23 protein-coding genes and 1 pseudogene are annotated in these 24,523 nt (G+C 74.5%); 10 read left to right on the forward strand and 14 right to left on the reverse strand.

Annotated features, from left to right (window positions below; genetic code table 11):
- Positions 1-32 precede the first annotated feature (32 nt).
- Together DEJ43_RS27145 and DEJ43_RS27150 are read right to left on the reverse strand one after the other, a co-directional pair.
- On the reverse strand, positions 33-857 hold the full coding sequence (locus DEJ43_RS27145; RefSeq protein ID WP_015036588.1) for a DNA-formamidopyrimidine glycosylase family protein: 825 nt from the start codon (positions 855-857) through the stop codon (positions 33-35).
- 213 nt (positions 858-1,070) lie between these two features.
- Entirely contained in the window at positions 1,071-5,720 is a 4,650-nt protein-coding gene (locus tag DEJ43_RS27150) for an Lhr family ATP-dependent helicase (RefSeq protein ID WP_041662942.1), read from the reverse strand.
- A gap of 90 nt (positions 5,721-5,810) precedes the next feature.
- On the opposite strand from DEJ43_RS27150, the gene DEJ43_RS27155 reads away from it, so the two are divergent.
- The 3 genes from DEJ43_RS27155 to DEJ43_RS27165 are packed head-to-tail and all read left to right on the forward strand — an operon-like array spanning position 5,811 to position 7,763.
- Positions 5,811-6,635 (forward strand): AraC family transcriptional regulator, encoded by an 825-nt coding sequence (locus DEJ43_RS27155; protein ID WP_015036590.1) that lies wholly within the window; start codon positions 5,811-5,813, stop codon positions 6,633-6,635.
- 55 nt (positions 6,636-6,690) lie between these two features.
- Positions 6,691-7,458: an AzlC family ABC transporter permease gene (locus DEJ43_RS27160; RefSeq protein ID WP_015036591.1), complete on the forward strand. Its 768-nt coding sequence runs from the start codon at positions 6,691-6,693 to the stop codon at positions 7,456-7,458.
- On the forward strand, positions 7,455-7,763 hold the full coding sequence (locus tag DEJ43_RS27165; protein WP_015036592.1) for an AzlD domain-containing protein: 309 nt from the start codon (positions 7,455-7,457) through the stop codon (positions 7,761-7,763). Before DEJ43_RS27160 ends, DEJ43_RS27165 begins: the two co-directional genes overlap by 4 nt.
- 68 nt (positions 7,764-7,831) lie before the next feature.
- Here the strand turns inward: DEJ43_RS27165 and DEJ43_RS27170 are convergent, their stop codons facing one another.
- Positions 7,832-8,761 (reverse strand): hypothetical protein, encoded by a 930-nt coding sequence (locus tag DEJ43_RS27170; RefSeq protein ID WP_015036593.1) that lies wholly within the window; start codon positions 8,759-8,761, stop codon positions 7,832-7,834.
- Between the two features lie 79 nt (positions 8,762-8,840).
- On the opposite strand from DEJ43_RS27170, the gene DEJ43_RS27175 reads away from it, so the two are divergent.
- Together DEJ43_RS27175 and DEJ43_RS27180 are read left to right on the forward strand one after the other, a co-directional pair.
- Entirely contained in the window at positions 8,841-9,035 is a 195-nt protein-coding gene (locus DEJ43_RS27175) for a DUF3046 domain-containing protein (protein WP_041662943.1), read from the forward strand.
- A 299-nt stretch (positions 9,036-9,334) separates the two neighbouring features.
- On the forward strand, positions 9,335-10,459 hold the full coding sequence (locus DEJ43_RS27180; RefSeq protein ID WP_015036595.1) for an AI-2E family transporter: 1,125 nt from the start codon (positions 9,335-9,337) through the stop codon (positions 10,457-10,459).
- Positions 10,460-10,468: 9 nt separating this feature from the next.
- Here the strand turns inward: DEJ43_RS27180 and DEJ43_RS27185 are convergent, their stop codons facing one another.
- The 4 genes from DEJ43_RS27185 to DEJ43_RS27205 all read right to left on the reverse strand — a co-directional run bounded on the left by DEJ43_RS27185 (position 10,469) and on the right by DEJ43_RS27205 (position 14,711).
- A complete protein-coding gene (locus DEJ43_RS27185) occupies positions 10,469-11,248 on the reverse strand; it encodes a cytochrome d ubiquinol oxidase subunit II (protein ID WP_015036596.1) in 780 nt (259 codons plus the stop codon).
- Positions 11,249-11,264: 16 nt separating this feature from the next.
- On the reverse strand, positions 11,265-12,563 hold the full coding sequence (locus DEJ43_RS27190) for a cytochrome ubiquinol oxidase subunit I (RefSeq protein WP_015036597.1): 1,299 nt from the start codon (positions 12,561-12,563) through the stop codon (positions 11,265-11,267).
- A 169-nt stretch (positions 12,564-12,732) separates the two neighbouring features.
- Complete coding sequence (locus tag DEJ43_RS27195; protein ID WP_015036598.1) at positions 12,733-13,401, reverse strand: response regulator; 669 nt, start codon at positions 13,399-13,401, stop codon at positions 12,733-12,735.
- Complete coding sequence (locus DEJ43_RS27205) at positions 13,398-14,711, reverse strand: sensor histidine kinase (protein ID WP_041662945.1); 1,314 nt, start codon at positions 14,709-14,711, stop codon at positions 13,398-13,400. Before DEJ43_RS27205 ends, DEJ43_RS27195 begins: the two co-directional genes overlap by 4 nt.
- 42 nt (positions 14,712-14,753) lie before the next feature.
- Here DEJ43_RS27205 and DEJ43_RS27210 point away from each other — a divergent pair, with 42 nt between their 5' ends.
- On the forward strand, positions 14,754-15,104 hold the full coding sequence (locus DEJ43_RS27210; RefSeq protein WP_015036600.1) for a hypothetical protein: 351 nt from the start codon (positions 14,754-14,756) through the stop codon (positions 15,102-15,104).
- Here DEJ43_RS27210 and DEJ43_RS27215 read toward each other — a convergent pair.
- Positions 15,101-16,759 carry an IucA/IucC family protein gene (locus DEJ43_RS27215; protein ID WP_015036601.1) on the reverse strand — a complete coding sequence of 553 codons (1,659 nt, stop codon included), beginning with the start codon at positions 16,757-16,759 and terminating at the stop codon, positions 15,101-15,103. The genes DEJ43_RS27210 and DEJ43_RS27215 overlap by 4 nt on opposite strands.
- A gap of 41 nt (positions 16,760-16,800) precedes the next feature.
- On the opposite strand from DEJ43_RS27215, the gene DEJ43_RS27220 reads away from it, so the two are divergent.
- Entirely contained in the window at positions 16,801-18,369 is a 1,569-nt protein-coding gene (locus DEJ43_RS27220; protein ID WP_015036602.1) for an IucA/IucC family protein, read from the forward strand.
- A 33-nt stretch (positions 18,370-18,402) separates the two neighbouring features.
- Here DEJ43_RS27220 and DEJ43_RS27225 read toward each other — a convergent pair whose 3' ends face one another.
- The 3 genes and pseudogenes from DEJ43_RS27225 to DEJ43_RS27235 form a co-directional block, all read right to left on the reverse strand.
- Positions 18,403-18,795 carry a VOC family protein gene (locus tag DEJ43_RS27225; protein ID WP_015036603.1) on the reverse strand — a complete coding sequence of 131 codons (393 nt, stop codon included), beginning with the start codon at positions 18,793-18,795 and terminating at the stop codon, positions 18,403-18,405.
- Positions 18,792-18,884: pseudogene (locus DEJ43_RS38800) on the reverse strand (transcriptional regulator); the annotation flags it as partial. The gene DEJ43_RS27225 and the pseudogene DEJ43_RS38800, both read right to left, overlap by 4 nt.
- An 87-nt stretch (positions 18,885-18,971) precedes the next feature.
- Entirely contained in the window at positions 18,972-19,532 is a 561-nt protein-coding gene (locus tag DEJ43_RS27235; protein ID WP_015036604.1) for a CGNR zinc finger domain-containing protein, read from the reverse strand.
- A gap of 99 nt (positions 19,533-19,631) precedes the next feature.
- Between DEJ43_RS27235 and DEJ43_RS27240 the strand changes: the two genes are divergently transcribed.
- The 3 genes from DEJ43_RS27240 to recX all read left to right on the forward strand — a co-directional run bounded on the left by DEJ43_RS27240 (position 19,632) and on the right by recX (position 22,931).
- Positions 19,632-20,924, forward strand: a complete 1,293-nt coding sequence (locus DEJ43_RS27240) for an MFS transporter (RefSeq protein WP_051026178.1) — start codon at positions 19,632-19,634, stop codon at positions 20,922-20,924.
- 299 nt (positions 20,925-21,223) lie between these two features.
- The gene (gene recA / locus DEJ43_RS27245) at positions 21,224-22,360 is read left to right on the forward strand and encodes a recombinase RecA (protein ID WP_015036606.1); all 1,137 of its coding nucleotides are present in this window, start codon (positions 21,224-21,226) and stop codon (positions 22,358-22,360) included.
- Positions 22,361-22,364: 4 nt separating this feature from the next.
- Entirely contained in the window at positions 22,365-22,931 is a 567-nt protein-coding gene (gene recX, locus DEJ43_RS27250) for a recombination regulator RecX (RefSeq protein WP_015036607.1), read from the forward strand.
- Positions 22,932-23,310: 379 nt separating this feature from the next.
- Here the strand turns inward: recX and DEJ43_RS27255 are convergent, their stop codons facing one another.
- The 3 genes from DEJ43_RS27255 to DEJ43_RS38805 all read right to left on the reverse strand — a co-directional run bounded on the left by DEJ43_RS27255 (position 23,311) and on the right by DEJ43_RS38805 (position 24,443).
- Positions 23,311-23,718, reverse strand: a complete 408-nt coding sequence (locus tag DEJ43_RS27255; RefSeq protein ID WP_015036608.1) for a rhodanese-like domain-containing protein — start codon at positions 23,716-23,718, stop codon at positions 23,311-23,313.
- On the reverse strand, positions 23,715-24,263 hold the full coding sequence (locus tag DEJ43_RS27260) for a cupin domain-containing protein (RefSeq protein ID WP_015036609.1): 549 nt from the start codon (positions 24,261-24,263) through the stop codon (positions 23,715-23,717). The genes DEJ43_RS27255 and DEJ43_RS27260 overlap by 4 nt, the downstream gene beginning before the upstream one ends.
- Before the next feature lie 93 nt (positions 24,264-24,356).
- Positions 24,357-24,443 (reverse strand): putative leader peptide, encoded by an 87-nt coding sequence (locus DEJ43_RS38805; protein ID WP_311605579.1) that lies wholly within the window; start codon positions 24,441-24,443, stop codon positions 24,357-24,359.
- Between the last annotated feature and the right edge of the window lie 80 nt (positions 24,444-24,523).

A 24,523-nucleotide genomic window follows, 5' to 3' on the forward strand; every position in this document is an offset into this window, starting at 1 on the left:
GTTCGGACCGTACGGGTGAATCTGACGGGTCGTCAATTGGTGGGGAGGTGCTGTTCCGTCTCGTCGCCGGGGCCGCGCTGGCAGCCCGGGCACCAGTACGTGACCCGGTCGCCGAGCTCCGCCTTGCGGATCCGGGCGCCGCAGCGGAGGCAGGAGCGCCCGGCGCGGCCGTAGACGTGCAGCGGGGTGCCGGGGCGGCGGGTGGTGGTGGTGCGCCGGTCCGGGCGGTCCTTGTTCGCGTCCAGGAGGCGGTGCGCGGTCGCCACCAGGCGGGCCGGGACGTCGGGGCCGAGGTCACCGACCGGGACCCAGGGCGTGACTCCGGCCAGGAAGGCCAGCTCCGACTTGTACACATTGCCGATGCCGGCCATGTTGCGCTGGTCGAGCAGGGCCTCGCCGAGTGACCGGGCGGGATCCGCGAGCAGCCTGCGGGTGGCCTCTTCCGCCTCCTCGGCGCCCCAGCCGGGGCCGAGGAGGTCCGGGCCGAGGTGGCCCACCGCGCCGGACTCGTCGGTGGTACGGATCAGCTCGAGGACCGGGAGACGGTAGCCGTACGCGGTGTGGTCGGCGTTTCCGAGGATGGCGCGGATCTGGTGGTCCGGGCCGCCGTGCGGGCGCTGCCCGGTGACGTACACCCGCCAGGCGCCGTCCATCCGGAGATGGGAGTGCAGGGTGAGGCCGCCCTCGATGCGGGCCAGCAGGTGCTTCCCCCGGGGTGTGACGTCGAGGACGGTCCGGCCGGTGAGGTCGGCGGTGGCGTACCGGGGGACCCGGAGGTCGGCGCGGGTCAGCGTCCGGCCGGCCAGAGCGGTGTGGAGCCGGTGCGCGGTCTGCCAGATGGTGTCTCCTTCGGGCATGCGTCCATCATGCCGGGTGGGTGTCGATGCCGGGCGGGGTCCGGCTCGGGGGCGGGGGCTCACGCGCGGAGGCGCAGGCCCCCGGGCGGGGTCCGGCTCAGGGGCGGGGCTCAGGCGCGGAGGCGCAGGCCCCCGGGCGGGGTCCGGCTCAGGGGCGGGGCTCAGGCGCGGAGGCGGAGGCCCCCGGGCGGGGTCCGGCTCGGGGGTGGGGGCTCAGGCGCGGAGGCGGAGGCCTCTGGGGGTGGCGACGAAACCGGCGGCCTCCAGCGGACGGGACAGGGCGGACGTCAGGGCCGTCGCGCCGTTGATCCGCTCCACCGTGACCGTGCCCAGCGTGCCTGCCCGGGCCGCCGCCGCCAGGGCCTCGGCCGCCGCGCCCAGCGCCGTATCGTCCGGCTCCTGCGGCCAGCACAGCAGCGTCTTGCCGCCGCGCTCCATGTAGAGCGTGAGCTCGCCGTCGACCAGGACCACCAGCGAGCCCGCCTTGCGGCCCGGCTTGTGCCCGGCGCCGGTCGGCGGCTCGGGCCAGGACAGGGCCGCCCCGTACGCGTTCGCCGGATCGGCCGCCGCCAGGACCACCGCCCGGGGGCCGGCCGCCGCCTCCGCGCCACGGTCGCGGGCGGTCGCCGCGGCCCGCAGCCGGTCCACCGCCCCGTCCATCGCGAACTGGGCCGCACCGAGACCCTCCACCACATAGCCGCGCCGGGCCTGCCCGCTGTCCTCGAAGGCCGCCAGGATGCGGTACGTGGCGGAGAAGCCGCCCTCCACGCCCTCGGCGGCCACCGCGCCCCGGGTGACCACGCCGTGCCGGTCCAGGAGGGTACGGGCCAGGGCATGCGCCCGGTGCGTTGGCTCGGGCTCCTGCGGGGGCAGCAGCGACCAGCGGCCCGAGACCGTGGGCGGGCCCGTGCGGGAGGCGGTGCGGGCGGCCGCCGTCAGCGTGCCGTACCGGCCGCGCGGGACCGTGCGGCGCGCCCGATGGGCGGTGGCGCCCGCCGTGCGGCCCGAACCGAGGAGCGAGCGCAGCGGGGCCAGGGTGTCGTTGGTGAGGCGGCCCGACCAGGCCAGGTCCCAGACGGCGTCCGCCAGCTGCGGATCGGTGGCGTCCGGGTGGGTGGTGGCCCGGATCTGGTCGGCGATCTGGCGGAAGAACAGTCCGTACCCGCCGGACAGGGCGGTGAGCACCGACTCGTGCAGGGCGGACAGCTCCAGCGGATGCGCCGGCGGGAGGAGCAGTGGCGCCGCGTCCGCGAGGTACAGCGAGACCCAGCCGTCCTTGCCCGGCAGCGACCCCGCCCCCGCCCACAGCACCTCGCCGGTGGTCGTCAGCTCGTCGAGGAGCCCCGGGGAGTAGTCACGGACCCGGGACGGCAGGATCAGCTTCTCCAGCGCCGACGCGGGCACCGGCGCTCCCTGGAGCTGCTCGATCGCTCGGGCCAGGCCGTCGATGCCGCGCAGGCTGTTGCTTCCCAGGTGCTGCCACTGCGGCAGGAAGGTGGCCAGCGCGGCCGGCGGCACCGGCTCCAGCTCGTGGCGCAGCGCCGCCAGGGAGCGGCGGCGCAGCCGGCGCAGGACCGTGGCGTCGCACCACTCCTGGCCGATGCCCGACGGATGGAACTCGCCCTGCACGACCCGGCCCGAGGCGGCGAGCCGCTGGAGGGCGCCGTCGGTGACGGCCGCGCCCAGGCCGAAACGGGAGGCGGCCGCGGAGGACGTGAAGGGCCCGTGGGTGCGCGCGAACCGCGCGAGGAGGTCGCCCAGCGGATCCTTCACGGGCTCCGTGAACGCCTCCGGCACGCCCACGGGCAGGGCCGTGCCCAGCGCGTCCCGGAGCCGGCCCGCGTCCTCGATCGCCGCCCAGTGGTCCCGGCCCCCGATCCGCACCCTGATGGCCCGGCGGGCCGTGCCCAGCTCCGGCGCCCAGCCCGGCTCGGCGCCCCGCTCGGCCAGCTCCGCCTCGGTGAGCGGGCCCAGCACCCGCAGCAGGTCGGCGACGCCCTCCACGTCCTTGACCCGCCGGTCGTCCGTCAGCCACTGGAGCTCCCGCTCCAGCTCGGTCAGGACGTCGGCGTCGAGCAGCTCGCGCAGCTCCGCCTGGCCGAGGAGCTCGGCCAGCAGCCGGGAGTCCAGCGACAGCGCGGCCGCCCGCCGCTCCGCGAGCGGGGAGTCGCCCTCGTACAGGAACTGCGCCACATAGCCGAAGAGCAGGGAGCGGGCGAAGGGGGACGGCTCGGGGGTGGTGACCTCGACCAGACGGACCCGGCGGGACTCGATGTCGCCCATCAGCTCGGTCAGGCCCGGGAGGTCGAAGACGTCCTGGAGGCACTCGCGGACGGCTTCCAGGACGATCGGGAACGAACCGAACTCGCTCGCCACCTGGAGGAGCTGGGCGGCACGCTGCCGCTGCTGCCACAGCGGCGTGCGCTTGCCGGGGTTGCGCTTCGGCAGCAGCAGGGCACGCGCCGCGCACTCGCGGAAGCGGGAGGCGAACAGCGCGGAACCGCCGACCTGGTCGGTGACGATCTGCCCGATCTCACCCTTGTCGAAGAGGGCGTCGGCCGCGCCCACGGGCGCCTTGTCCGCGTCGTACGTCGTGTCGAGATGGCGGCCGGGGTCGACCGGCTCGTGGTCGAGCAGGTCCAGGCCCATGTCCAGGCCCATCAGGTCCGCGTCCGGCAGCCGCAGCACGATGCCGTCGTCCGCGTGCATCACCTGGGCGTCCATGCCGTACCGCTCGGCGAGCCGCGCGCCGAGCGCCAGCGCCCAGGGGGCGTGCACCTGCGCCCCGAACGGGGAGTGGATCACGACCCGCCAGTCGCCGAGCTCGTCCCGGAACCGCTCGACCAGGATCGTCCGGTCGTCCGGCACATGGCCGCAGGCCTCGCGCTGCTCCTTGAGGTACGCCAGGACGTTCTCCGCGGCCCAGGCGTCCAGGCCGGCGGCGAGCAGCCGCAGCCGGGCGTCGTCGTCCGCGAGGGCGCCGACCTCGCGCAGGAACGCGCCCACCGCGCGGCCCAGTTCGAGCGGGCGGCCCAGCTGGTCGCCCTTCCAGAACGGCAGCCGGCCCGGCACCCCGGGCGCGGGGGACACCAGCACCCGGTCGCGGGTGATGTCCTCGATCCGCCAGGAGGTGGTGCCCAGGGTGAACACGTCGCCGACCCGCGACTCGTACACCATCTCCTCGTCGAGCTCGCCGACCCGGCCACCGCCCTTCTTCGGGTCCGAGCCCGCGAGGAACACCCCGAACAGGCCCCGGTCGGGGATCGTGCCGCCCGAGGTGACGGCGAGCCGCTGCGCGCCCGGCCGCCCGGTGACCGTCCCGGCCACCCGGTCCCAGACCACGCGCGGGCGCAGCTCGGCGAAGGCGTCCGAGGGATAGCGGCCCGCCAGCATGTCGAGCACGCCCGTGAACGCCGACTCGGGCAGCGAGGCGAACGGCGCCGCCCGGCGGACCAGGGCGAGGAGGTCGTCCACCTGCCAGGTGTCCAGCGAGACGATGGCGACCAGCTGCTGGGCGAGCACGTCCAGCGGATTGGCCGGGATCCGCATCGACTCGATCGCACCCGACCGCATCCGCTCGGTGACCACCGCCGCCTGCACGAGATCGCCCCGGTACTTGGGGAAGACCACGCCCGTCGACACCGCGCCCACCTGGTGCCCGGCGCGGCCCACCCGCTGCAGCCCCGAGGCGACCGAGGGCGGCGACTCGACCTGCACGACCAGGTCGACCGCGCCCATGTCGATGCCGAGCTCCAGGCTGGAGGTGGCCACCACGGCGGGCAGCCGGCCCGCCTTCAGGTCCTCCTCCACCAGGGCGCGCTGCTCCTTCGACACCGAGCCGTGGTGGGCGCGGGCGAGCACGGCGGGGGCGCCGTGCGCCGCCCCCGACTGGGCCATGATCTCGGCCGGCGGCGCCCCGTCGGGCAGCGGCTCGCCCGTCGCCCGCTCGTACGCGATCTCGTTGAGCCGGTTGCACAGACGCTCGGCGAGGCGCCGGGAGTTGGCGAAGACGATCGTGGAACGGTGGGACTGCACGAGGTCGGCGATCCGCTCCTCCACGTGGGGCCAGATCGACGGCTTGTCACCGCCGTCCTTGCCCTCGGAGGCGGGGGAGCCGCCCAGCTCGCCCATGTCCTCGACGGGGACGACGACGGAGAGGTCGAACTCCTTCCCCGACGGCGGCTGGACGATCTCCACGGCGCGCCCCGGCGACAGATAGCGGGCCACCTCGTCCACCGGCCGCACGGTCGCCGACAGGCCGATCCGGCGCGCGGGCCGCGGCAGCAGCTCGTCGAGCCGCTCCAGGGACAGGGCCAGGTGCGCGCCCCGCTTGGTGCCCGCCACCGCGTGCACCTCGTCCAGGATGACCGTCTCCACGCCCGCGAGGGCCTCACGGGTCGCCGAGGTCAGCATCAGGAACAGGGACTCGGGGGTGGTGATCAGGATGTCCGGCGGCCGGGTCGCGAGCGCCCGGCGCTCGGCCTGCGGGGTGTCGCCGGAGCGGATGCCGACCTTGATGTCCGGCTCGGGCAGCCCGAGCCGCACCGACTCCTGCCGGATGCCGGTCAGCGGCGAGCGCAGATTCCGCTCGACGTCCACCGCCAGGGCCTTCAGCGGCGACACGTACAGCACGCGGCAGCGCTTCTTCGGCTCGGCCGGCGGGGGCGCGGAGGCGAGCCGGTCCAGGGAGGCGAGGAACGCGGCCAGCGTCTTGCCCGAGCCCGTCGGCGCGACGACGAGGACGTCGGAGCCCGCGCCGATGGCGGTCCAGGCGCCCTCCTGCGCCGCCGTGGGCGCGGTGAAGGCACCGCTGAACCAACCACGGGTCGCGGGGGAGAACGATTCGAGCGCGGACCTGACCATGTCCCCCATCGTGCACCCCGCCACTGACAACCGCCCGGACCTGGGCACGACCGCTCGTGGCCGCTCCGGGGCCTGGCGCAGAATGGAGGCATGGCGAGCGGGGAGCGGGCACGGTACTGGCAGTACTCCGAGCTGCCCGGGGTCGACCTGCTGCACGCCCACTACGTCCGGAAGGCCTTCGCCCGGCACACCCACGAGAGCTTCGTCTTCGCCGCGATCACCGAGGGCGTCGAGGCCTTCCACTACCGTGACGAACTCGTCCACGCGAGCCCCGGCCAGATCGCCCTGGTCAACCCCGACACCCCGCACACCGGGCACGCGGGCGTGCCCGAGGGCTGGACGTACCGGACGATCTACCCCGACGCGGAGATCGTCCGGGCCATCGCCGCCGACACCCTCGCCCTGCGCGGCTCCGTCGGCTTCACCTCGCCCGTCGTCGACGACCCGCACGCCGCCCGGCTCGTCGTCGGCGTCCACCGGGCCGCCGAGGAGGGCAACGCGCTCGCCGCCGACAGCCTCCTGCGGCTGGTCACGGCCAGGATGCTGCGCAGCCACGGCGGCATCGTCAGCCCGCTGCCGCCCCGCTCGGCGGGCGCCCGCAACGCGGCACGCGCGCGTGCCGTCCTGGAGGACCGGATGGTCGAGCCGCCGACCCTCGAACGGCTCGCCGCCGACCTCGGCACCAGCCCCTTCGCCCTCCTCCGGGCCTTCCGGGACGCGTACGGGATGCCGCCGCACACCTGGCTGACCGACGCGCGCGTACGGCGGGCACGGCAGCTGCTCGACACGGGCACCCCGCCGGCGGAGGCGGCCGCGATCGTCGGCTTCACCGACCAGTCGCACCTCAACCGGCACTTCACCCGCAGCGTCGGGGTGCCGCCCGGCGCGTACCAGCGCGCGAGGTCAGGGGCGTAACGGCCCGCAAGAACGTACAAGACCGGGCCGGAAGGGCTGCCGTAGCGTCCCTGACGTGGCAGAACGAACAGCACCCCCCGTCATACGCGACAGCGCACCGCCCCAGGGCAAACCCGACGCCGCCGTCGTCCGCGACGCCCTCGGCGTCGGAGTCGCCGTCGGCCTCTCCGGCTTCGCCTTCGGCGTGACCTCCGCAGGCTCCGGCCTCAGCGTCCTCCAGACCTGCGTCCTCAGCCTGCTCGTCTTCACCGGCGCCTCGCAGTTCGCGCTGGTCGGCGCGCTCGCCGCCGGTGGCAACCCCTTCACGGCCGCCGCCGGCGCCTTCTTCCTCGGCACCCGCAACGCCTTCTACGGGCTGCGCCTCTCCCAGCTCCTCGCCGTACCGAAGGCCGTCAGGCCGTTCGCCGCGCACTGGGTGATCGACGAGACCACGGCGGTCGCCCTCGCCCAGCCGTCCCGCCGGGCCGCCCGGCTCGGCTTCACCGTCACCGGGCTCACGCTGTACGTCCTGTGGAACGCGACGACCCTGCTCGGCGCGCTCGGCGCCGAGGCGATCGGCGACACCGCGGCCTGGGGGCTCGACGCGGCCGGTCCCGCCGTCTTCCTCGCCCTGCTCGCGCCCATGCTGAAGACCGCGACCGAGCGGACCACCGCCGGGATCGCCGTCCTGCTCGGCCTCGGCCTGCTGCCCGTGCTGCCCGCCGGGGTGCCGGTTCTCGCGGCTGCCCTCGCCGCGCCGCTGGTGCTCTGGTTCCAGGGCCGCCGGATGGGCCCGGCCGCGGGAGCGGCGGACCCGTCCGGACGAGAGAAGGAGACCCGATGAACGTCTGGATCGCGATCGCCCTGACCGCCGCCGGGTGCTACCTCGTCAAGCTGCTCGGCCTGCTCGTCCCCGCCGGAGCGCTGGAGCGGCCGCTCGTCCAGCGGCTCGCCGCGCTGCTGCCGGTCGCGCTGCTCGCCGCGCTGACGGCGCAGCAGACGTTCGGCGCGGGCGACTCCGTCGTCCTGGACGCCCGGGCCGCCGGCCTCGCCGCGGCCGCCGTCGCGCTCGTCCTGCGAGCCCCGTTCCTGGTGGTCGTCGGCGCCGCCGTCGCCGTCACGGCGGGGGTACGCGCGCTGGGCTGGTGACCACGGGGAACGGGCGGGGCCGGTCGCAGGCCGGGAGTACAGCGAGCGCGGCCGCCGCCTCCCGGCCGTCAGTCGACCGGGCGGCCGTGGGCGCGGAGGGTGCGCAGTGCCTCCACCGTGACGAGCGGGCGGCCCTCCAGGGCCGAACCGGGGGCCCAGGCGCGCCAGCGGATCGGCCAGCCGCCGTCCTCCTCCTGGTCGGCCGCCAGCCGGTCGAGGGAGCGGGCCATCTCCTCCGCCGTGAACCAGCGGGCGGCCAGCGAGTCCGGCACGCGCGCGTAGTCGTGCGGGAAATGGCGTTCCCCCGGCGCGTACCCGTCCGCCACCGGATAGTCCTCCTCCCGGTCGGGGTCGAGCACGGCGAGCCGCTGCTCACGGACGAGGCGGCCGAGCCGGTCCGCGGCGGCCTCCGCACGCGCGCGGTCCGGGGCCCCGTCCAGGAAGGCGACCGCGGCCTGGATCTCGTACGGATGCGACTTCTCCAGCGACTCCACGGCCGACCAGCAGAACTCGGTGGCCCGGAAGAGCCACGCGTGCCACACCTGGTTGCGGTGCAGCACCCCGACCACCGGGCCGGTCGCGAGCAGCGCGCTCGGCGGGGCGTCGACGACCGGGACGAACGGCGCGGCCGGGTACCCGCGCTGGGACGGGTGGACCGCCGGGAGCGCGCCGTCGTGGGTGGACACCTCGGTGAGGTAGCGGCAGATCCGCTCCACGCGCAGCCCGCCGCAGCGCCCGATGGAGTCCAGCACCCGGAGCCCGTGCGCGGTGTGCAGGGGCTGGCTGACCGGCCCGCGCAGGTCGGGTTCGAGTGCGTGGCCGTAGCCGCCGTCCTCGTTGAGGTACGCCGAGAGGGCCGTCTCCACCTGATCCGCGCCGCCGCGCAGGAAGTGGTAGGCGAACCGGCGCTGTTCGAGGACACGGGCCGTCAGCCAGACGAAACGCTCGGCGCGGGCCACGGGGGTCGCGTGCGGTGAGGAGAGGGGTTTTTCGGCCATGCTCCGACCGTAGGGCGGAAAGTCGCGGTGACAAGGGCTACGGAGCGGGCTGCACTCTTGGGAGCGGGATACTGGTGTCATGCGGTTGACGATTTTCTGGGAGCGGATGGCGGACCACTTCGGTGCGTCCTACGCCGAGTCCTTCGCACGTGACCATGTGATGGCCGAGCTCGGCGGGCGGACGGTGCGCGAGGCGCTGGACGCCGGCTGGGAGGCGAAGGACGTCTGGCGGGCGGTCTGCGCCGCCGTCGACGTGCCGGCCGACAAGCGCTGACCGGAGGCGTGACCGGAGCCCGTACCGCACGGTGACCGCGCGGCTCACGCCGGGTGACCGAAGGGGATGTGGGGGGTCCGGGGTGGAATGTCCGTGCGGTGCGCGAGACTGGCGGGGTGGCTCCGACTGACGACAGCGAACCGACCGACCTGACCGCATCGACCGATTCGACCGCATCGACCGATCCGGCCGCTTCGGCTGATCCCGTGGCGCCGGCCGGCAGAGGCGACACCGCCGGCGACGGCGGTGGCGCGGGCGGCGGCGACCGGGCGTCCGGGTCCGCCGCCGCGGGGGCGCGAATGCCGCGCTGGCTGCCCCGGGCCCTCGTCCTGGCCCTCGCGCTCTACGCCTGCTTCCTGCTGGGCAGCTGGGCCTTCCACCAGCTCGTCGGCCTCCTCGTCAACATCCTGCTCGCCTTCTTCCTCGCCCTCGCCATCGAACCCGCGGTCGGCCGCATGGCGGCGCGCGGCATGCGCCGGGGCCTCGCCACCTTCCTCGTCTTCTTCGCCGTGCTGATCTTCGGCGTGGGCTTCGTCGTCCTCCTGGGGTCGATGCTCGCCGGGCAGATCGTGGACATGGTCGAGAACTTCCCGCAGTACCTCGACTCGCTGATCAACTGGATCAACGAGAACTTCCACACCGACCTCTCGCGGGTTGAGGTCCAGGACAGCGTCCTGAGTTCCGAGTGGCTCCAGAAGTACGTGCAGAACAGCGCGGCCGGAGTCCTCGACGTCTCCGCCACCGTCCTCGGCGGCCTGTTCCGGCTGCTGACGATCTTCCTGTTCTCGTTCTACTTCGCGGCCGACGGGCCCCGCCTGCGGCGCGCGCTCTGCTCCGTCCTGCCGCCCGCCCGCCAGACCGAGGTCCTGCGGGCCTGGGAGATCGCCGTCGACAAGACCGGCGGCTATCTGTACTCGCGCGGTCTCATGGCCCTCATCTCGGGCGTCGCGCACTTCGTCCTCTTCGAGATCCTGGGCGTGCCGTACGCGCCCGCGCTCGCCGTCTGGGTCGGTCTGGTCTCGCAGTTCATTCCCACCATCGGCACCTATCTGGCCGGCGCGCTGCCCATGCTGATCGCCTTCACCGTGAACCCCTGGTACGCGCTGTGGGTGCTCGGATTCGTCGTGGTCTACCAGCAGTTCGAGAACTACGTGCTCCAGCCGAAGCTCACGTCGAAGACGGTCGACATCCATCCGGCGGTGGCCTTCGGCTCGGTCATCGCGGGCACGGCGCTGCTCGGCGCCGTCGGCGCCCTGATCGCCATCCCGGCCGTCGCCACCCTCCAGGCCTTCCTCGGCGCCTACGTGAAGCGGTACGACGTGACGGACGACCCGCGCGTCCACGGCCACCGGCGGTACGGGGAGGCGGTGGTGGCAAGGCTCCAGAAGGCGCTGCACCACAAGAAGGAGTCCCCGGACTCCTGAGCCGGCCGCTCAGAGGTACGAGGGTCCCGTGACCCGGTGCCGGAAGGCGTGCCAGATCCACGCCTGGACGGCCACGAGCAGCGGGGTGACGACCAGCAGGGCGGGCACGAGCAGCACGAGCGTCGCGGGGGAGGCCGCCCGTTCGGCCAGCGGGAGCCCGGCGCCCGCCCAGAGCGGAAGCCCGCCCATCAGGACGGCGGTCAGCGCGAAAGGCTGCCACGGGCGCCCGGCGCGCCCGGCGAGCCGGCGGGCCCGCTCGTACGGCGGTCCGGTGAGCCGGAGCGTGGCGAACCCGAGGCCGTGCGCGACGAACAGCGCGGCCACGGCGAGCGCGGTGAGCAGGCCCGTGGAGCCGGTCGCGGGGGCGTACGGCCGTCCGGTCAGCAGGGCGGCGAGCAGCCAGCCCCAGGACAGCACGACGGCCCAGCTCCCGCAGATCACGGCCGCGTCGCAGCCCGCGCGCCAGCGCGGCCCCGGGCCCCGGCCGCGTGACCAGAGTCCCGCGTCCCGGAGGATCCAGCCCGTCAGCAGCGCGACGAGGACCGGGAGCTGACCGCTCAGGAGCTCCCCTTCGAGGGCCGGGAAGCAGCCGATGAGGACTCCGGCGGTGGCGACGAGCCAGACCTCGTTGCCGAGGAAGAAGGGAGCGAAGGAGGCGAGGACGAGCCGTCGTTCGCGGTCGCTCCGGCCCAGCCAGGGCGTGAGCATGCCGGTGCCCAGGTCCGCGCCGGCGAGGACGGACCAGCCGGCGGCGAAGAAGGCGAGCAGGGCGATGGCCAGGGTCTCCACGGGGGCTCCTCGGGCTTCAGTAGCGGGGTGCGGGGAGGGCTTCGGCGGGGTCGGGCGTCCCGTCGTCGCCCTCGGCCGGACGCTCGTCGTGGCCGAGGCCGGAATCCACCGGGCCCCGGCGGGCGTGCCGGGTGAGGAGCCAGGCGTTGAGGGCGACGAGCAGGACGAAGACCGTGGTGAAGACGGTGAGGGAGAGGCGCATGGTGCCGGGGGAGAGGTCCGAGACGGCGTCCTCCGTCTTCAGCAGCCCGTAGACCACCCAGGGCTGCCGCCCGGACTCCCGGAAGACCCAGCCGCCGATCATCGCGAGGTACGGGAGCGGGACGGCCGCCATCAGGACGAGATGCCAGAACCGGAACCGGAAGACCACCTTTCTGAAGGCGGCCAGGATCACCCCGGCGAAGCAGAGGTACATCATCAGGGCGAAGCCGATCAGCATCACCAGCGCGCCGCCGCGGGTCCACGCCTCCGAGGGCACGTAGTCGCCGGGCCCGAAGCGCGCCGTCAGCTCCGCCTGGACCCGGGCGATCTCCGCGGTCTGACCGCGGAACACGGCCGACTTCATCGGCTGGAAGGAGTCCAGGACGGCGAACTGCACCCCGCCGAACGCGGCCGTCACCATGAGCGCGGGCGCCGAAAGGAACACCCCGACGCGCAGGCCGCGGCCGAAGAACTCCCACTCCGGAGTGCGCCGGAACAGGTGGTACGCGCTGACCCCGGCCATGAAGAAGCCGGCCGTGAGCAGCGCACCCGCCACGACGTGCCCGAAGGCGAGCAGCGCGGAGGGGTTGGTCAGCACGGCCACCGGGTCGTCGAGGACGAGCTCGCCGCCCTCGGAGCCGTACCCCACGGGGTGGTTGAGGAAGCCGTTGGAGACGAGGATCCAGTACGCCGAGAGGTACGCGGTCAGGACGACGATCCAGATCGCGGCCAAATGGGCCCAGCGGTTGAGCCGGTGCCAGCCGAAGATCCACAGGCCGAGGAAGGTCGACTCGACGAAGAACGCGACGATCGTCTCGACGGCCAGCGAGGCCCCGAGGACGTTGCCCGCCTCGTGGGTGAGGCCGCTCCAGGCCATGCCGAACTGGAACTCCATGACCAGGCCGGTGACGATGCCGACCGCGTAGTTGATCACGTACAGCTGGCCCCAGAACCGCACCATGCGCGCGTCCAGCGGCTTCCGGCTGAACGTGGCCCGCGTCTGGAGCACGGCCACCACGGTCGCGAGCCCCAGGGTGAGGGCGACGAAGAGGAAGTGACCGCCCGCCGTGAGGGCGAACTGCAGCCGCGCGAGATCGAGTACGTCCTGGTTCACCCGATCAGCGTCGGCGTACGGTCAGGGGCACGGCGTCAGCCCCCGGTGGACACCCGGCGTACCCCGGCGGTTGCGCCGCCCCACGCGCGCGTACCCCCTGAGTTGCGCCGCGCGGTCCACGACCCCTAGGGGTCCTCACGAAGATCGGGCCGGCCCGCGGCCCGTGGGGTCAGGCCAGCCAGCCGGGCGTGATCATCCCGGACTCGTACGCCAGGATCACCAGCTGCGCCCGGTCCCGTACCGCCAGCTTGGTCATGATCCGGCTGACATGGGTCTTCGCGGTCGCCGGGGAGAGCACCAGCCGGCCGGCGATCTCGTCGTTCGACAGCCCGGCGCCCACCAGGCCGAGCACCTCCCGCTCCCGCTCCGTGAGCGCGTTGAGCCGGGGACTCGGGTCCGGCCGCCGCTCCGCCCGGCCCGCGAACTCGGCGATCAGACGGCGGGTCACGGCCGGGGCGATCAGGGCGTCGCCGCGCGCCACGACCCGTACCGCGTGCAGCAGTTCCATCGGCTCGGTGTCCTTCACCAGGAAGCCCGAAGCGCCCGCGCGCAGCGCGCCGTACACGTGGTCGTCCGCGTCGAAGGTGGTCAGGATGACCACCCGTACGCCTTCGAGCCGCTCGTCGGCGGTGATCCGGCGGGTCGCCTCAAGGCCGTCGAGGACCGGCATGCGGATGTCCATCAGGACCACGTCCGGGCGGAGTTCGCGGGCCAGCGCGATGGCCTGCTCGCCGTCGGCCGCCTCGCCGACGACCTCGAGGTCCTCCTCGTCGGAGAGGATCGACCGGAAGCCGGCCCGGACGAGGGTCTGGTCGTCGGCGAGCACGACACGGATCATCGGGGGTTCCCCTCGGGGGTGGTGGGCGTGGTGGGTGAGGTGGGCGTGGGCGGTGCGGTGGGTCCGGTGGGTTCCGTCGGTCCGGCGGGTCCGGTCGGTTCGGTCGCTCCGGTGGGCGGCGGGAGCGGTAGCCGGGCGTCCACCAGGAAACCGCCGCCGTCCCCGTTCCGGGCCGTCAGCTCGCCGCCGAACGCACGGGCCCGCTCGGCCATGCCCCGGATGCCGCTGCCCAGCGCCCGCCCCTCCGGCGCGCCCGCGCCGTCGTCCGCGATCCGCAGCCGCAGCGCGTCCGCACCCCAGTCCAGGCCGACGCGGACGGTGCTCGCGCCCGCGTGGCGCGTGACGTTCGTGAGGGACTCCTGCACGATCCGGTACGCGGCCAGGTCCACCGGCGGCGGAAGGGGCACCGGCCTGCCGGTCACCTCCGTACGGACGTCGAGACCGGTGCTCCGGGCCCGTGCGGCGAGGTCGGCGAGGAGCGCGAGACCCGACGAGGACGGCGCGGTGGGCGTGGGCTCGTCGGCCCCGCGCAGCACCCCGAGGGTCGCCCGCAGCTCCCGCAGCGCGTCCTTGCTGGTGGCCTTCACCGCCTCCAGGGCCTCGGTGGCCGTGGCGAGCCCTGCCTCGGGGGCGGGCCCCTTGCCGAGCCGGTGCAGCGCGGCCCCCGACTGGACGTTGATCAGCGAGATGCTGTGGCCGAGCACGTCGTGCACCTCCCGGGCGATCCGCAGCCGCTCCTCGGTGGCGCTCTGCCGAGCCCGGGCCTCCTGCTCCCGCTCGGCGGCCAGCGCCCGCTGCTCCACCTCGTGCAGATACGCCATCCGGGTGCGCTGGGCCCGCCCCACCGCGACCAGGCTGATCAGCCAGCCGGCCAGCATCACGAGCGAGGTGTCGTCGATCTGCCGGTGCCCCGGCTGCTGCCGGATCTCGCCGATCCCGACCGCGAGCAGCGTGACGGCGGCGAGCGCGAGGGCCGCGGCGAAACGCCCCTCGGCGGCGGTCGTGTAGAGCGCGAGCGCGAAGGCGATCATCAGCGGGCCGTCCTGGGCGGACAGCGGGTAGTAGACGACACAGGCCAGCAGCGTGACGACGGCGACGGTGACGGGCTGCCGCCGCCGGAAGCACAGCGCCCCGCACCCGACCAGGATCAGCGCCCAGCCGAGCACCGTCCGGGCGGCGGGCTCACTCGCGTACCGCGCGGACACGAGGGTCCAGACGGCGACGACGACCAGGACGACCCCCGCCACGAGCGCGTCGACGGCCCGGGCGGAAAGACGCCCGCCACCGGGGGAACGGAGGGGGAGGGACATGCGTCGAAGGATAGGACGGGCGGGTGGGGTCGGGGGGCTTCGATGATGTTCGGGTATGCGGACGAGTGGTGGGTCGTCCTGTTCGTGCCGGTGCTGTTGTGGGTGCCGTTCGGACCCTTCGTGATGGGGGGCCTGGGGGTGTGGTGCGCCCGGCGGCCCGGGCGGTGGCCCCGGGCGTGGTCCGTGCTGTCGCCCCTGGTGCCGGTCGGGGTCTCCGCGACCGCGGTGCTCCTGCCGACGGACACCTGGGACGAGACGGGGCACTGGGACGACGTCCTGGGGTACTTCCTCGTGTACGTCCTCGGCATCACGGTGCTGCCCTGGCTGCTCGGGTACGGGATCACCCGGGTCGTGAAGGGGGCGCGGGCGCGTCGGGAGCGGGGAGACCTCTAGGCCTGTGCGAGGGGGTTGGGGACCGGGATGTAGTGCGGGGCCGTGCCCTCCGCGCGGAGCCAGCGGGACAGCAGGTTCGCCTTGCCGGGGACGGTCGGTGAGGCGAGCAGCTCCTGCACGCCGGACAGCTCCGGCCGCCGGCCGGCCCGCTCGAACTCGGCGCGCGCCAGCTCCCACAGGGCGGGGGCGGAGCCCGGGAAACGGTGCGCGAGGGCGCCGGCGACCTCGGAGAGGTTGTTGACGACGAGGCAGTACACGAGCCTGCGCCAGGCCGCCTCCGGCGCCATCTCCGGGACCGTCTTCGCGCCCTCCGCGTCGCGGAACACGGACCGGACGGGGATGCCCCGCTCGTCCACGGCGACCAGGGTGTTCTGCAGATGGCACTCCACGACCACGCCGAACCGGGCGTACGCCTCCAGGGCGGGCGCCACGACGCACCGCAGATAGGCCGCCCACCACGCCCGGGGGTCGGTGACCCGGTCGAGGGGGCTGCCGGGGAAGCCCTCGGCGAGCGCGGCGGCCAGGACCGCCGTCGTACCCGGCGGCAGATGGCGGTCGAGACCGTCCCTGACCAGGACCGCGCAGGTCTCGAAGAGGCCGTCGACCGTGCGGTAGCCGCGATCGCTGAGCCAGGCCGTGGGGCCGTCCATCGCGGCGAAGGCCGCGGTCACGACGGGGTCGGTGCGGCGGACGTGGAGCAGTTCGTGCCGCCGCATCCGGCGGATGTCGTTGGTGATGCGGACGTCCAGGCTGAACTTCAGGAACATGTCCTCGCCGTTCCCCGCGTCCGCGGTCCCGCCGTCCCCGGGGACGTGCAGGGTGCGCACCGAGGCCGTCGGCCGGGCGGGGCGGGGCGTGACACCCAGCCGGACGAGCCGGCCCTCGGCGAAGGCGGCACGCACGCGCGTACTCCGGTCGGAGAGGGCCAGCTGCCAGGGGTGCGCGGGGAGCAGACGGTATCCGGGGGGCGCCTCGCCGAGGGCGTCCAGAGCCTTCGTGTCGCCGTCCTCGACCACCGCGTCCTCGCGGACGCCGAGCAGCACCAGCGGGAACCGGGCGTACGCCTCGGGCGCGTACCGCAGCCATTCGGCGGGGGGCCCGCCGCCGAGGCGGGCCTTCGGGGCCGGGTGGTACGGGTGCCCCATGACCAGTGCCTGTTCGGAACGGAGCCAGGTGTCCTCGGGCGGCGCCACGCGCGCGCGTGCGGCGAGCACCGCCCGCACGGCGGTGCGGCTCGCGGCCATCTCGGCGGCCAGGGCGGGGTTGGCCCGGCCGGTGGAGGCGTGCATCTCCTCGACGGCGAGCTCGACGAGGTCGGGGTGCCCCAGGGGCCGCCAGGCGCCTCCCGTCCACAGCTCGGGGGCGGAGGGGTGCCGGCCGGGGCGGACCCGGAGGAGACGGCCGCTGACGCGCAGCCGGTGCACGGCGTGCGCCGGGGTCGCGGTCGCCATGGCGGATCCGTCGGGACTCGGTGCGGTGGTGGCGGGTCCGTGGGGCGTCGGTGTCGCGGTCGCCGTCGCCGTGGCGGGTCCAGCGGGCGTCGCCGGTGCCGCGTCGTGCTCCCCGGCCGGGTCCGCCGCCTCGCGGAGCAGGCAGTTGAGCAGGGGCGTCACCGCCAGTGCGTCGGCGGTCCGGGTGAGTGCGTTCATCGACATCAGTATGTGTGGATCGCGTTCGGCCGCGATAGAACAACCCCATGTGCCGAACTGCCGCGGAGCGGGCCCTCGCCGCCGAGCTGGACACGGTCCGCCCCGACCGGACCGGCGCCTACGCCGCCGGGCTCCCGGGGGCCCGGGCCGCGGTCCTGACGCGGTTGTGGCGCGGGCTCGTCCACGAGCCGTTCCCCTGGATCGCCGCGCGTACGGCGGAGGGCGAGGGCGTCACCCTGCGGCTGAGCGACGGCCGGCGGCTGCGCGGGCCGCGTTCCGACCCGTGGGCGACGGCGGCGTCCGTGACCGGGCTCCGCCTGGACGGGGTCCGGTACGACCATCCGGCCGAGCTGGTCGCGGCCCTGGGCGTGCCGGGCGGCGGGCGGCTGGCCGCCGAACTCGACCACAGCGTCGCCTCGATGGCCCTGTCCCGTACCGCGCCCCGGCCGGCCGGACCGCCCGTCCACCCCTGGGACTGGGAGCAGCGGGAGACCGACGGACACCCGTACCATCCCGGCTGCCGCTCCCGGCCCGGCTTCTCCGTCGCCGAGCAGCTCGCCTACGCCCCCGAGCACCGGCCCGTCGTCTCCCTGCTGCTGGCCCCGGTCGAGGGCGCGGCGGTGTCGGGGGCGTGGCCCCGCGACCTGCGGGACGGGTCCGCCGTGCTGATCCCCGTCCATCCGTGGCAGGCCGCGCACGTGCTGGCCGGCCGTGGCGGCCAGAACGGGCCCGGTGGGTCCGTGGGGGCCTTGCGGCCGGGTCCTGACGGGCACCCGCTGCTGTCGCTCCGTACGCTCGACCTGGGGGACGGGGGAGGCCAGGGGGACTTGGGGGGCCTGGGGGGCCTGGGCGGGAACACGCACGTGAAGACGGCCCTGACGGCGCGGCTCACCTCCACCGTGCGGGACATCTCGGCGTACACCGTCACCCATGCCGTCGCCACCTCCGACTTCCTTGAGCGCCTCGTCCCCCGCCTCGACGGTCGGCTGCACATCACCCGTACGCTCGCGGCGGCGGGCGCCAGGACGGCGGACCTGGCGGTGCTCCTGAGGGAGTCTCCGCAGGTCCACGCGGACCCGGCGGCGGGGGAACAGGTCGTGCCGGTGGCCGCCCTGCCCGGGCTCCTCGCGGGGTACGCGCGCGGGGAACGGCTCGACCGGGTGACCGAGTTCGCGCGGCTGGCCCTCGGGGTCTGCCTGGAACTGCTGGACCTCGGGGTGGCCCTCGAGGCGCACGGCCAGAACCTCCTCGCCGTCGTCGACGCCGAGGGACGCACCAGGCGGCTGGTCTACCGGGACCTCGCCGACATCCGCATCAGCCCGGCCCGTCTCGCCCGGCACGGCGTCCCGGCCCCGGCCCTGAGCGGCCGCCTCCTGAACGACGACCCGGTCGCGCTGCGCCGCAAGGTGCTCGGCAGTGCGGTCACCGGCGCGCTCGGGCCGCTGGCGGGTGACGCGGCGACCCTCGGCACGGTCCTGGAGGCCGCGACCCGGGACCTCGCGCCGACCCCGGACCTGCACGCGCTCCGCACGGAACCGCTCCCGGCCAAGGCGCTCACGCTCATGAGGCTGGAGCCCGGGGGCGGGGACCTGTGGACGGAGCTGCCGCACCCCTAGGAGATGTCGTCCGGGGCCCGTCCTTCGGCGTGTCTACTGAGGTTCGGTCGCGATCTGGATCAGGTTGCCGCAGGTGTCGTCGAAGACGGCGGTGATGACGGGCCCCATCTCCAGGGGCTCCTGCAGGAACCGGACGCCGAGGTCCCGCAGGCGCGCGAACTCGGCCCGCACGTCGTCGACGGCGAACTGCGCGAGCGGGATGCCGTCCTGGACGAGCGCGTCGCGGTACGCCTTGACGGCCGGGTGGGCGGCGGGCTCCAGGAGCAGTTCGGTGCCGCCGGGCTCCTCGGCCGAGACGACGGTCAGCCAGCGGTCCTGCTCGCCGACCGGGACGTCGTGCTTCTTCACGAATCCGAGGATCTCGGTGTAGAAGTGCTCGGCCTTGGCCTGGTCGTCGACGAACACGCTGGTCAGGTGAATCTTCATGAGGTGCTCTCCCGCGGTCCGGATGGGTCGTTCACGAGCCGTCGCCCGGCGATCTGCCGCAGCGGGGCCGTGTTCAGGTCGTGGAACTTGCAGTGTCTGTCGTGATCTGGCCGCGCGCTACGGGGCTCACCGGGCCGGACCGGGAGTGGGGTGGGTGTGGCGGGGTCAGGGTCGGGTCAGGGGCGGGGGCGGGAGCGGCGGTGGGCGGCGACCCGTTCGCGGGTGGCGCAGCGGCGGGAGCAGTAGCGGCGTTCCGGGCCGGCGCCCTGGGTGATGAAGACGTCGTGGCAGCTGGGCGACGCGCAGACCCGGCCGGGCGGACGCTGGTGGTCCCAGAGCAGTACCGCGAGGGCCATGCAGGACGAGGCGAGCAGCCACTCGTCCCAAGGGGCGTCGTCGTCGCCGTCCAGGTGGGGGTGCCAAGGAGTGCTGCCGCCGTGCGTGGTCAGGCGGAGCGGTCCGGTGTGCTCCCGCAGGAGGCGGTTGAGTGCCTCGGCGGCGGCATCCGGGTGCTCGGCGGCGAAGACCTCACGGAGCCGGGCCGCGGCGGCGCGCATCCGGGTGACGTCGCGGGTGGTGAGCTCGACCGGGTCGGGCTCGCCGTAGGCGCGCAGCACGTCGGCGATGCCGGCGGGGTCGGCTCGGTCGTCCGCGAGGGCGTTGATCAGGGCGGCGGTACGCCGTGCCGTGGCCAGGACGGAGGGACGGGCGGACCTGTGGTCCGAGGGAGGGCACACCTGCCGGAATGTAACGCATATTGCCGAGGTTTGAGTTACCTCCGTAACGTCTGCTCGGTGAGAACGCGTTACGCACTTCCCCTCTATCTCGGCGGGGCGATGGCGGCCCGTGCCGGGGACGAGATGTCGGGGCCGGCGCTGATGCTCGCGGGATTCGCCCTCGCCGGATCGACCACCGACGCGTCGTCGCTGCTCGCGGGCCTCACCGTCGCCGCGGCGGTGGGCGGACCGGTGCTGGGGGCGCTCCTCGACAGGGCCAGGCGGCCGGGCCGCCTGCTGGCAGGCGCGCTCGTCCTGTACGCGGCGGGCCTGGCGACGGTTCTCGTCGGGCTCGGCGACTGGCCGTTCCCCGTCACGGTCCTCGTCGCCGTGGCGGCGGGGCTGCTGGGGCCGGCCCTTTCGGGCGGCTGGACGGCCCAACTGCCGCGGGTGGTGGGCCGCGCCCGGTTGCCCCGGGCGAACGCGCTCGACGCGATGACGTTCAGCGCGGCGAGCCTGGCCGGACCGGCCCTGGCGGGTGGAGTGGCGGGGGCGCTGGGGGCGACGACGGCGGTGGCGGTCTCGGTGGCCCTGGTCGTCGTGGCGCTGCCGGCGGCTTGGGCGCTGCCGGCGGCCGAGGGGCTGCTGGCGGCTGGGGGGCCGCCGTCGGCTGGGGTGCTGCCGGCGGGTGGGGCACTGCCGGGTGTCGGGGTGCTGCCGCCGGCTGAAGGGCTGCCGTCGGCCCGGGTGCTGCCGGCGGGTGGGGGGCTGTCGGTTGCCCCTTCGCGTATCGGCGCGGCTGCCCGCTCGGTGAGCGGCGATCTCGCCGCCGGGCTGCGGACCATCGTCGGACGGCCGGCGCTGGCCAGGGCGACCGTCACCTCGGTCGTCTCCTGCGCGGCTCAGGGGATGCTGATGGCCTGCGCCGCGCCGCTGGGTGAGCGGGTCCTGGGCGGAGCCGAACGCAGCGCGATGCTGCTGACCTGCGTGGCGGTCTCCGCCCTCGCGGCCGACGCCGTGCTCGCCCGGTTTCCGCGCGCCGTCGCTCCGGACACGGTCGTCTGGGCCGCTGCCCTCGTCCAGGCCGCGGGTCTTGGGCTGGTGGCCGTGGCGGCCGTCGCGGGCCAGGGCCTCACGCTGATCGTGGCCGCGTTCGTCCTCGGGATCGGCGAAGGGCCCCAGCTGGCCGCCCTGTTCGCGGTGCGCCACCGGGAGTCCCCGGAGCGTCTGCGCGGCCAGATCTTCACCACCGGCGCCAGTCTGAAGATCACCGGCTTCGCCCTCGGGGCGGCGGCCGCCGGCCCGGTCGCGTCCCGGTCCCTCACGGCCGCGGCGGCGGCCGCGGCGGGTGTGGCACTTCTGGCGGCACTCGCCCCCTGGTCCATGCGGATGGCGGCCAGGGCCCGGCCGTGACGGGGCGGGCGGGGGCGGCGTTGGCAGGGCATGCCGTCGGTGGTCCCCCTCACGGAAGGGGCGGGGTCGTTCGTCGGTCGGGCGGGCGGTGAGTCGCTCGTGCTCGGTGCCGGTGGTGCGCGCGTGGCGCGCTTGACACTGAAATCGAACATCCATTCTCATGGAAGCCCGGCCCTTGGAATCTCGGGCTTGTCGCCGAGTTGTCCACAGGCTGGAGGGGACGTCGGGGCCCATTGTCAGTGGCAGGGGTTAGCGTCTTTCACATGAAGCGATCGACTCAAGCAAACCGGGTGGAACCCATGGCAGGAACCGACCGCGAGAAGGCGCTCGACGCCGCGCTCGCACAGATTGAACGCCAATTCGGCAAGGGCGCCGTGATGCGCATGGGCGACCGCACCCAGGAGCCGATCGAGGTGATCTCCACCGGATCGACCGCCCTCGACATCGCCCTCGGCGTCGGTGGCCTGCCGCGCGGCCGTGTCGTGGAGATCTACGGACCGGAGTCCTCCGGTAAGACGACCCTGACGCTGCACGCCGTGGCCAACGCACAGAAGGCCGGCGGCCAGGTGGCGTTCGTGGACGCCGAGCACGCCCTCGACCCCGAGTACGCCAAGAAGCTCGGCGTCGACATCGACAACCTCATCCTGTCCCAGCCGGACAACGGCGAGCAGGCCCTCGAGATCGTCGACATGCTGGTCCGCTCCGGCGCCCTCGACCTCATCGTCATCGACTCCGTCGCCGCGCTCGTCCCGCGCGCGGAGATCGAGGGCGAGATGGGTGACTCCCACGTCGGTCTCCAGGCCCGACTGATGAGCCAGGCGCTCCGGAAGATCACCAGCGCGCTCAACCAGTCCAAGACCACCGCGATCTTCATCAACCAGCTCCGCGAGAAGATCGGCGTGATGTTCGGCTCGCCGGAGACCACGACCGGTGGCCGCGCCCTCAAGTTCTACGCCTCGGTGCGCCTCGACATCCGTCGCATCGAGACCCTCAAGGACGGCACCGACGCGGTCGGCAACCGCACCCGCGTCAAGGTCGTCAAGAACAAGGTCGCGCCCCCGTTCAAGCAGGCCGAGTTCGACATCCTCTACGGCCAGGGCATCAGCCGCGAGGGCGGTCTGATCGACATGGGCGTGGAGCACGGCTTCGTGCGCAAGGCCGGTGCCTGGTACACGTACGAGGGCGACCAGCTCGGCCAGGGCAAGGAGAACGCCCGCAACTTCCTCAAGGACAACCCCGACCTCGCCGACGAGATCGAGCGGAAGATCAAGGAGAAGCTGGGCGTCGGCGTCCGGCCCGACGCGGCCAAGGCCGAGGCGGCGACGGACGCGGCGGCCGCCGCGGACACCGCCGGCACGGACGACGCGGCCAAGAGCGTCCCGGCACCCGCGAGCAAGACCGCGAAGGCGACCAAGGCCACCGCGGTCAAGAGCTGACCCGGTGACCGGTCGCACCGAATGGCCGGGTGACAGCTCCGACTCGTCGAGGGCCGGGAAAGAGCTGTCACCCCAGGACCCGGCTGAGCGGGCGCGGGCGATCTGCCTGCGCCTGCTCACCGGAACCCCGCGCACGCGCAAGCAGCTCGCCGACGCGCTGCGCAAGCGGGAGATCCCCGACGAGGTGGCCGAGGAGGTCCTCTCCCGCTTCGAGGACGTCGGGCTCATCGACGACGCCGCCTTCGCGGGAGCCTGGGTGGAGTCCCGCCATCACGGACGGGGCCTCGCCCGCCGGGCGCTCGCCCGGGAACTGCGGACCAAGGGCGTCGAGCCGACCCTCATCCAGGAGGCGGTCGAGCAGCTCGACTCCGACCGGGAGGAGGCCACGGCGCGCGAGCTCGTCGCCCGCAAGCTCCGCGCCACCCGTGGTCTCGAGCGCGACCGGCGCCTGAGACGGCTCGCCGGGATGCTCGCCCGCAAGGGCTATCCCGAGGGCATGGCCCTCCGCGTCGTCCGCCAGGCCCTGGAGGCCGAGGGCGAGGACACGGACGGACTCGACGAGTCCTTCTGATCCCCGGGGGAGATCAGAAGGACCCGCCGGGTCCGGCTTCGGGGGCAGGGCCAGGCTCGGGCCGAGGGCCGAGGGCCGAGGGCCGAGGGCCGAGGGCCGAGGGCCGAGGACCGGGGGGCCGGGGGGCCGGGCTCCGGGGCCAGGCTCGGTCCGGGTCCGGGGCCGGGGCCGGGGCCGGGGCCGGGGCCGGCTTCGGCTCGGCGCCCACCTGGGCCCTGGGCGCAGCGGGGCGCAGGCCGGTCGTGGACGCTCGCGGTCGGCTGACGGCCGTCGGGGCGACGCCGGGGCCGGGGCCGGCATCGGGGGGCACTCGGGCCCTGGGTCCACTCCGTGGCTCCGGGATCCGGGCTCCGGCCGCATGCGGCCCGTCCCGTGAGGGTCAGATGCGGGGTGCCGGGAGAAGGACCGGGAGGCCTGCTGCCTTCCAGGCCTGGAAGCCGCCGATCAGGTCGGTCGCCCGGTGCAGGCCCAGGCGGCGGAGGGACTCGACGGCCAGGGAGGAGGCGTAGCCCTCGTTGCAGAGCACCACCACCCGCAGGTCGTGGTCCGTCGCCTCCGGGGCCCGGTGGCTGCCCTGGGGGTCGAGTCGCCATTCGAGTTCGTTGCGCTCCACCACCAGCGCGCCCGGGATCAGACCGTCCCGTTCCCGCAGGGCGGCGTACCGCGTGTCCACCAGGAGCGCGTCACCCGCCTCGTACGCCTCGTAGGCGGCCCGGGGCTCGATCCGGTCGAGGCCCGACCTGACCCGCTCCAGGAGCTCGTCGATGCCCACCCGTGCCTCGCTCACTGCCAGTCCTCCGGACGCTCGACCTGCTCAAGGCGGAGTACCGCGCCCGTCCGGCTGAACCGCCGGATCAGCGGGAGCGGCGGGTAGTAGGCGTGCACGGACACGGCATGGGTGTCGGCGGACTCGTTGAGCACCTCGTGCACATGGTGGCGGCCGAAGGCGCGGCCCCGGCCCTCACCGAGGCGGCGGGAGCGGTCGAGGCCGTCCGCCAGTTCCAGGGTCTTCCAGCCGTCGGCGGGCAGCCGGACCGCCAGGGCGTTCTCGGTCAGCGTTCCGCGGGCCGTGGCGAAGGCGCCCAGCGACTCGGCGTGGTCGTGCCAGCCGGTGCCCGTGCCGGGCGGCCAGCCGATGAGCCAGGCCTCGCTGCCGCCGGGGCCTTCGAGGCGCACCCAGGTACGGCCTTCGGGGTCGAGCGGCAGGGAGTCGACCAGTTCCCGGTCCGCCGCCGTGCGCCGGACGAAGTCGAGCAGGTCAGCTGAGGTGGGGGCGCCGCCGGGCGCGTCGGAGGGGGTGTTCAGGGGGTGTGCGGGGGCAGGTTGGGACACGGGTGACCGTCCTGGGTTCGCTGAGGGCGCGCGCGGCGGCGGCACGGCACACGGCAGCGTGGTCGTGGCGGGGCGCGCGGGGGAAGGGCGAGATCAGCAGGACGGGCGACACACGCAGCCCGCATAGCGGACGAGGTCCATATGGACCCTCCGCCACAGGCGCACATCGGTGTCGGTCACGCTCCGGAGTACACCATGCGCGCCTGTGGGAATCAATGGATGTCCGCTGTGCGGTCACTCCCGGTGGACACCTCGACGGC

It is taken from the genome of Streptomyces venezuelae ATCC 10712 (assembly GCF_008639165.1).
Taxonomy (GTDB): Bacteria; Actinomycetota; Actinomycetes; order Streptomycetales; family Streptomycetaceae; genus Streptomyces; species Streptomyces venezuelae.

Excerpts from the sequence above, each read along its gene's own strand:
- DEJ43_RS27145 (WP_015036588.1), bottom strand. The coding sequence starts at position 857 with ATGCCCGAAGGAGACACCATCTGGCAGACCGCGCACCGGCTCCACACC.
- DEJ43_RS27150 (WP_041662942.1), bottom strand. The coding sequence starts at position 5,720 with ATGGTCAGGTCCGCGCTCGAATCGTTCTCCCCCGCGACCCGTGGTTGG.
- DEJ43_RS27155 (WP_015036590.1), top strand. The coding sequence starts at position 5,811 with ATGGCGAGCGGGGAGCGGGCACGGTACTGGCAGTACTCCGAGCTGCCC.
- DEJ43_RS27165 (WP_015036592.1), top strand. The coding sequence starts at position 7,455 with ATGAACGTCTGGATCGCGATCGCCCTGACCGCCGCCGGGTGCTACCTC.
- DEJ43_RS27170 (WP_015036593.1), bottom strand. The coding sequence starts at position 8,761 with ATGGCCGAAAAACCCCTCTCCTCACCGCACGCGACCCCCGTGGCCCGC.
- DEJ43_RS27175 (WP_041662943.1), top strand. The coding sequence starts at position 8,841 with ATGCGGTTGACGATTTTCTGGGAGCGGATGGCGGACCACTTCGGTGCG.
- DEJ43_RS27180 (WP_015036595.1), top strand. The coding sequence starts at position 9,335 with ATGCCGCGCTGGCTGCCCCGGGCCCTCGTCCTGGCCCTCGCGCTCTAC.
- DEJ43_RS27195 (WP_015036598.1), bottom strand. The coding sequence starts at position 13,401 with ATGATCCGTGTCGTGCTCGCCGACGACCAGACCCTCGTCCGGGCCGGC.
- DEJ43_RS27205 (WP_041662945.1), bottom strand. The coding sequence starts at position 14,711 with ATGTCCCTCCCCCTCCGTTCCCCCGGTGGCGGGCGTCTTTCCGCCCGG.
- DEJ43_RS27210 (WP_015036600.1), top strand. The coding sequence starts at position 14,754 with ATGATGTTCGGGTATGCGGACGAGTGGTGGGTCGTCCTGTTCGTGCCG.
- DEJ43_RS27215 (WP_015036601.1), bottom strand. The coding sequence starts at position 16,759 with ATGTCGATGAACGCACTCACCCGGACCGCCGACGCACTGGCGGTGACG.
- DEJ43_RS27220 (WP_015036602.1), top strand. The coding sequence starts at position 16,801 with ATGTGCCGAACTGCCGCGGAGCGGGCCCTCGCCGCCGAGCTGGACACG.
- DEJ43_RS27225 (WP_015036603.1), bottom strand. The coding sequence starts at position 18,795 with ATGAAGATTCACCTGACCAGCGTGTTCGTCGACGACCAGGCCAAGGCC.
- DEJ43_RS27240 (WP_051026178.1), top strand. The coding sequence starts at position 19,632 with ATGGCGGCCCGTGCCGGGGACGAGATGTCGGGGCCGGCGCTGATGCTC.
- recA (WP_015036606.1), top strand. The coding sequence starts at position 21,224 with ATGGCAGGAACCGACCGCGAGAAGGCGCTCGACGCCGCGCTCGCACAG.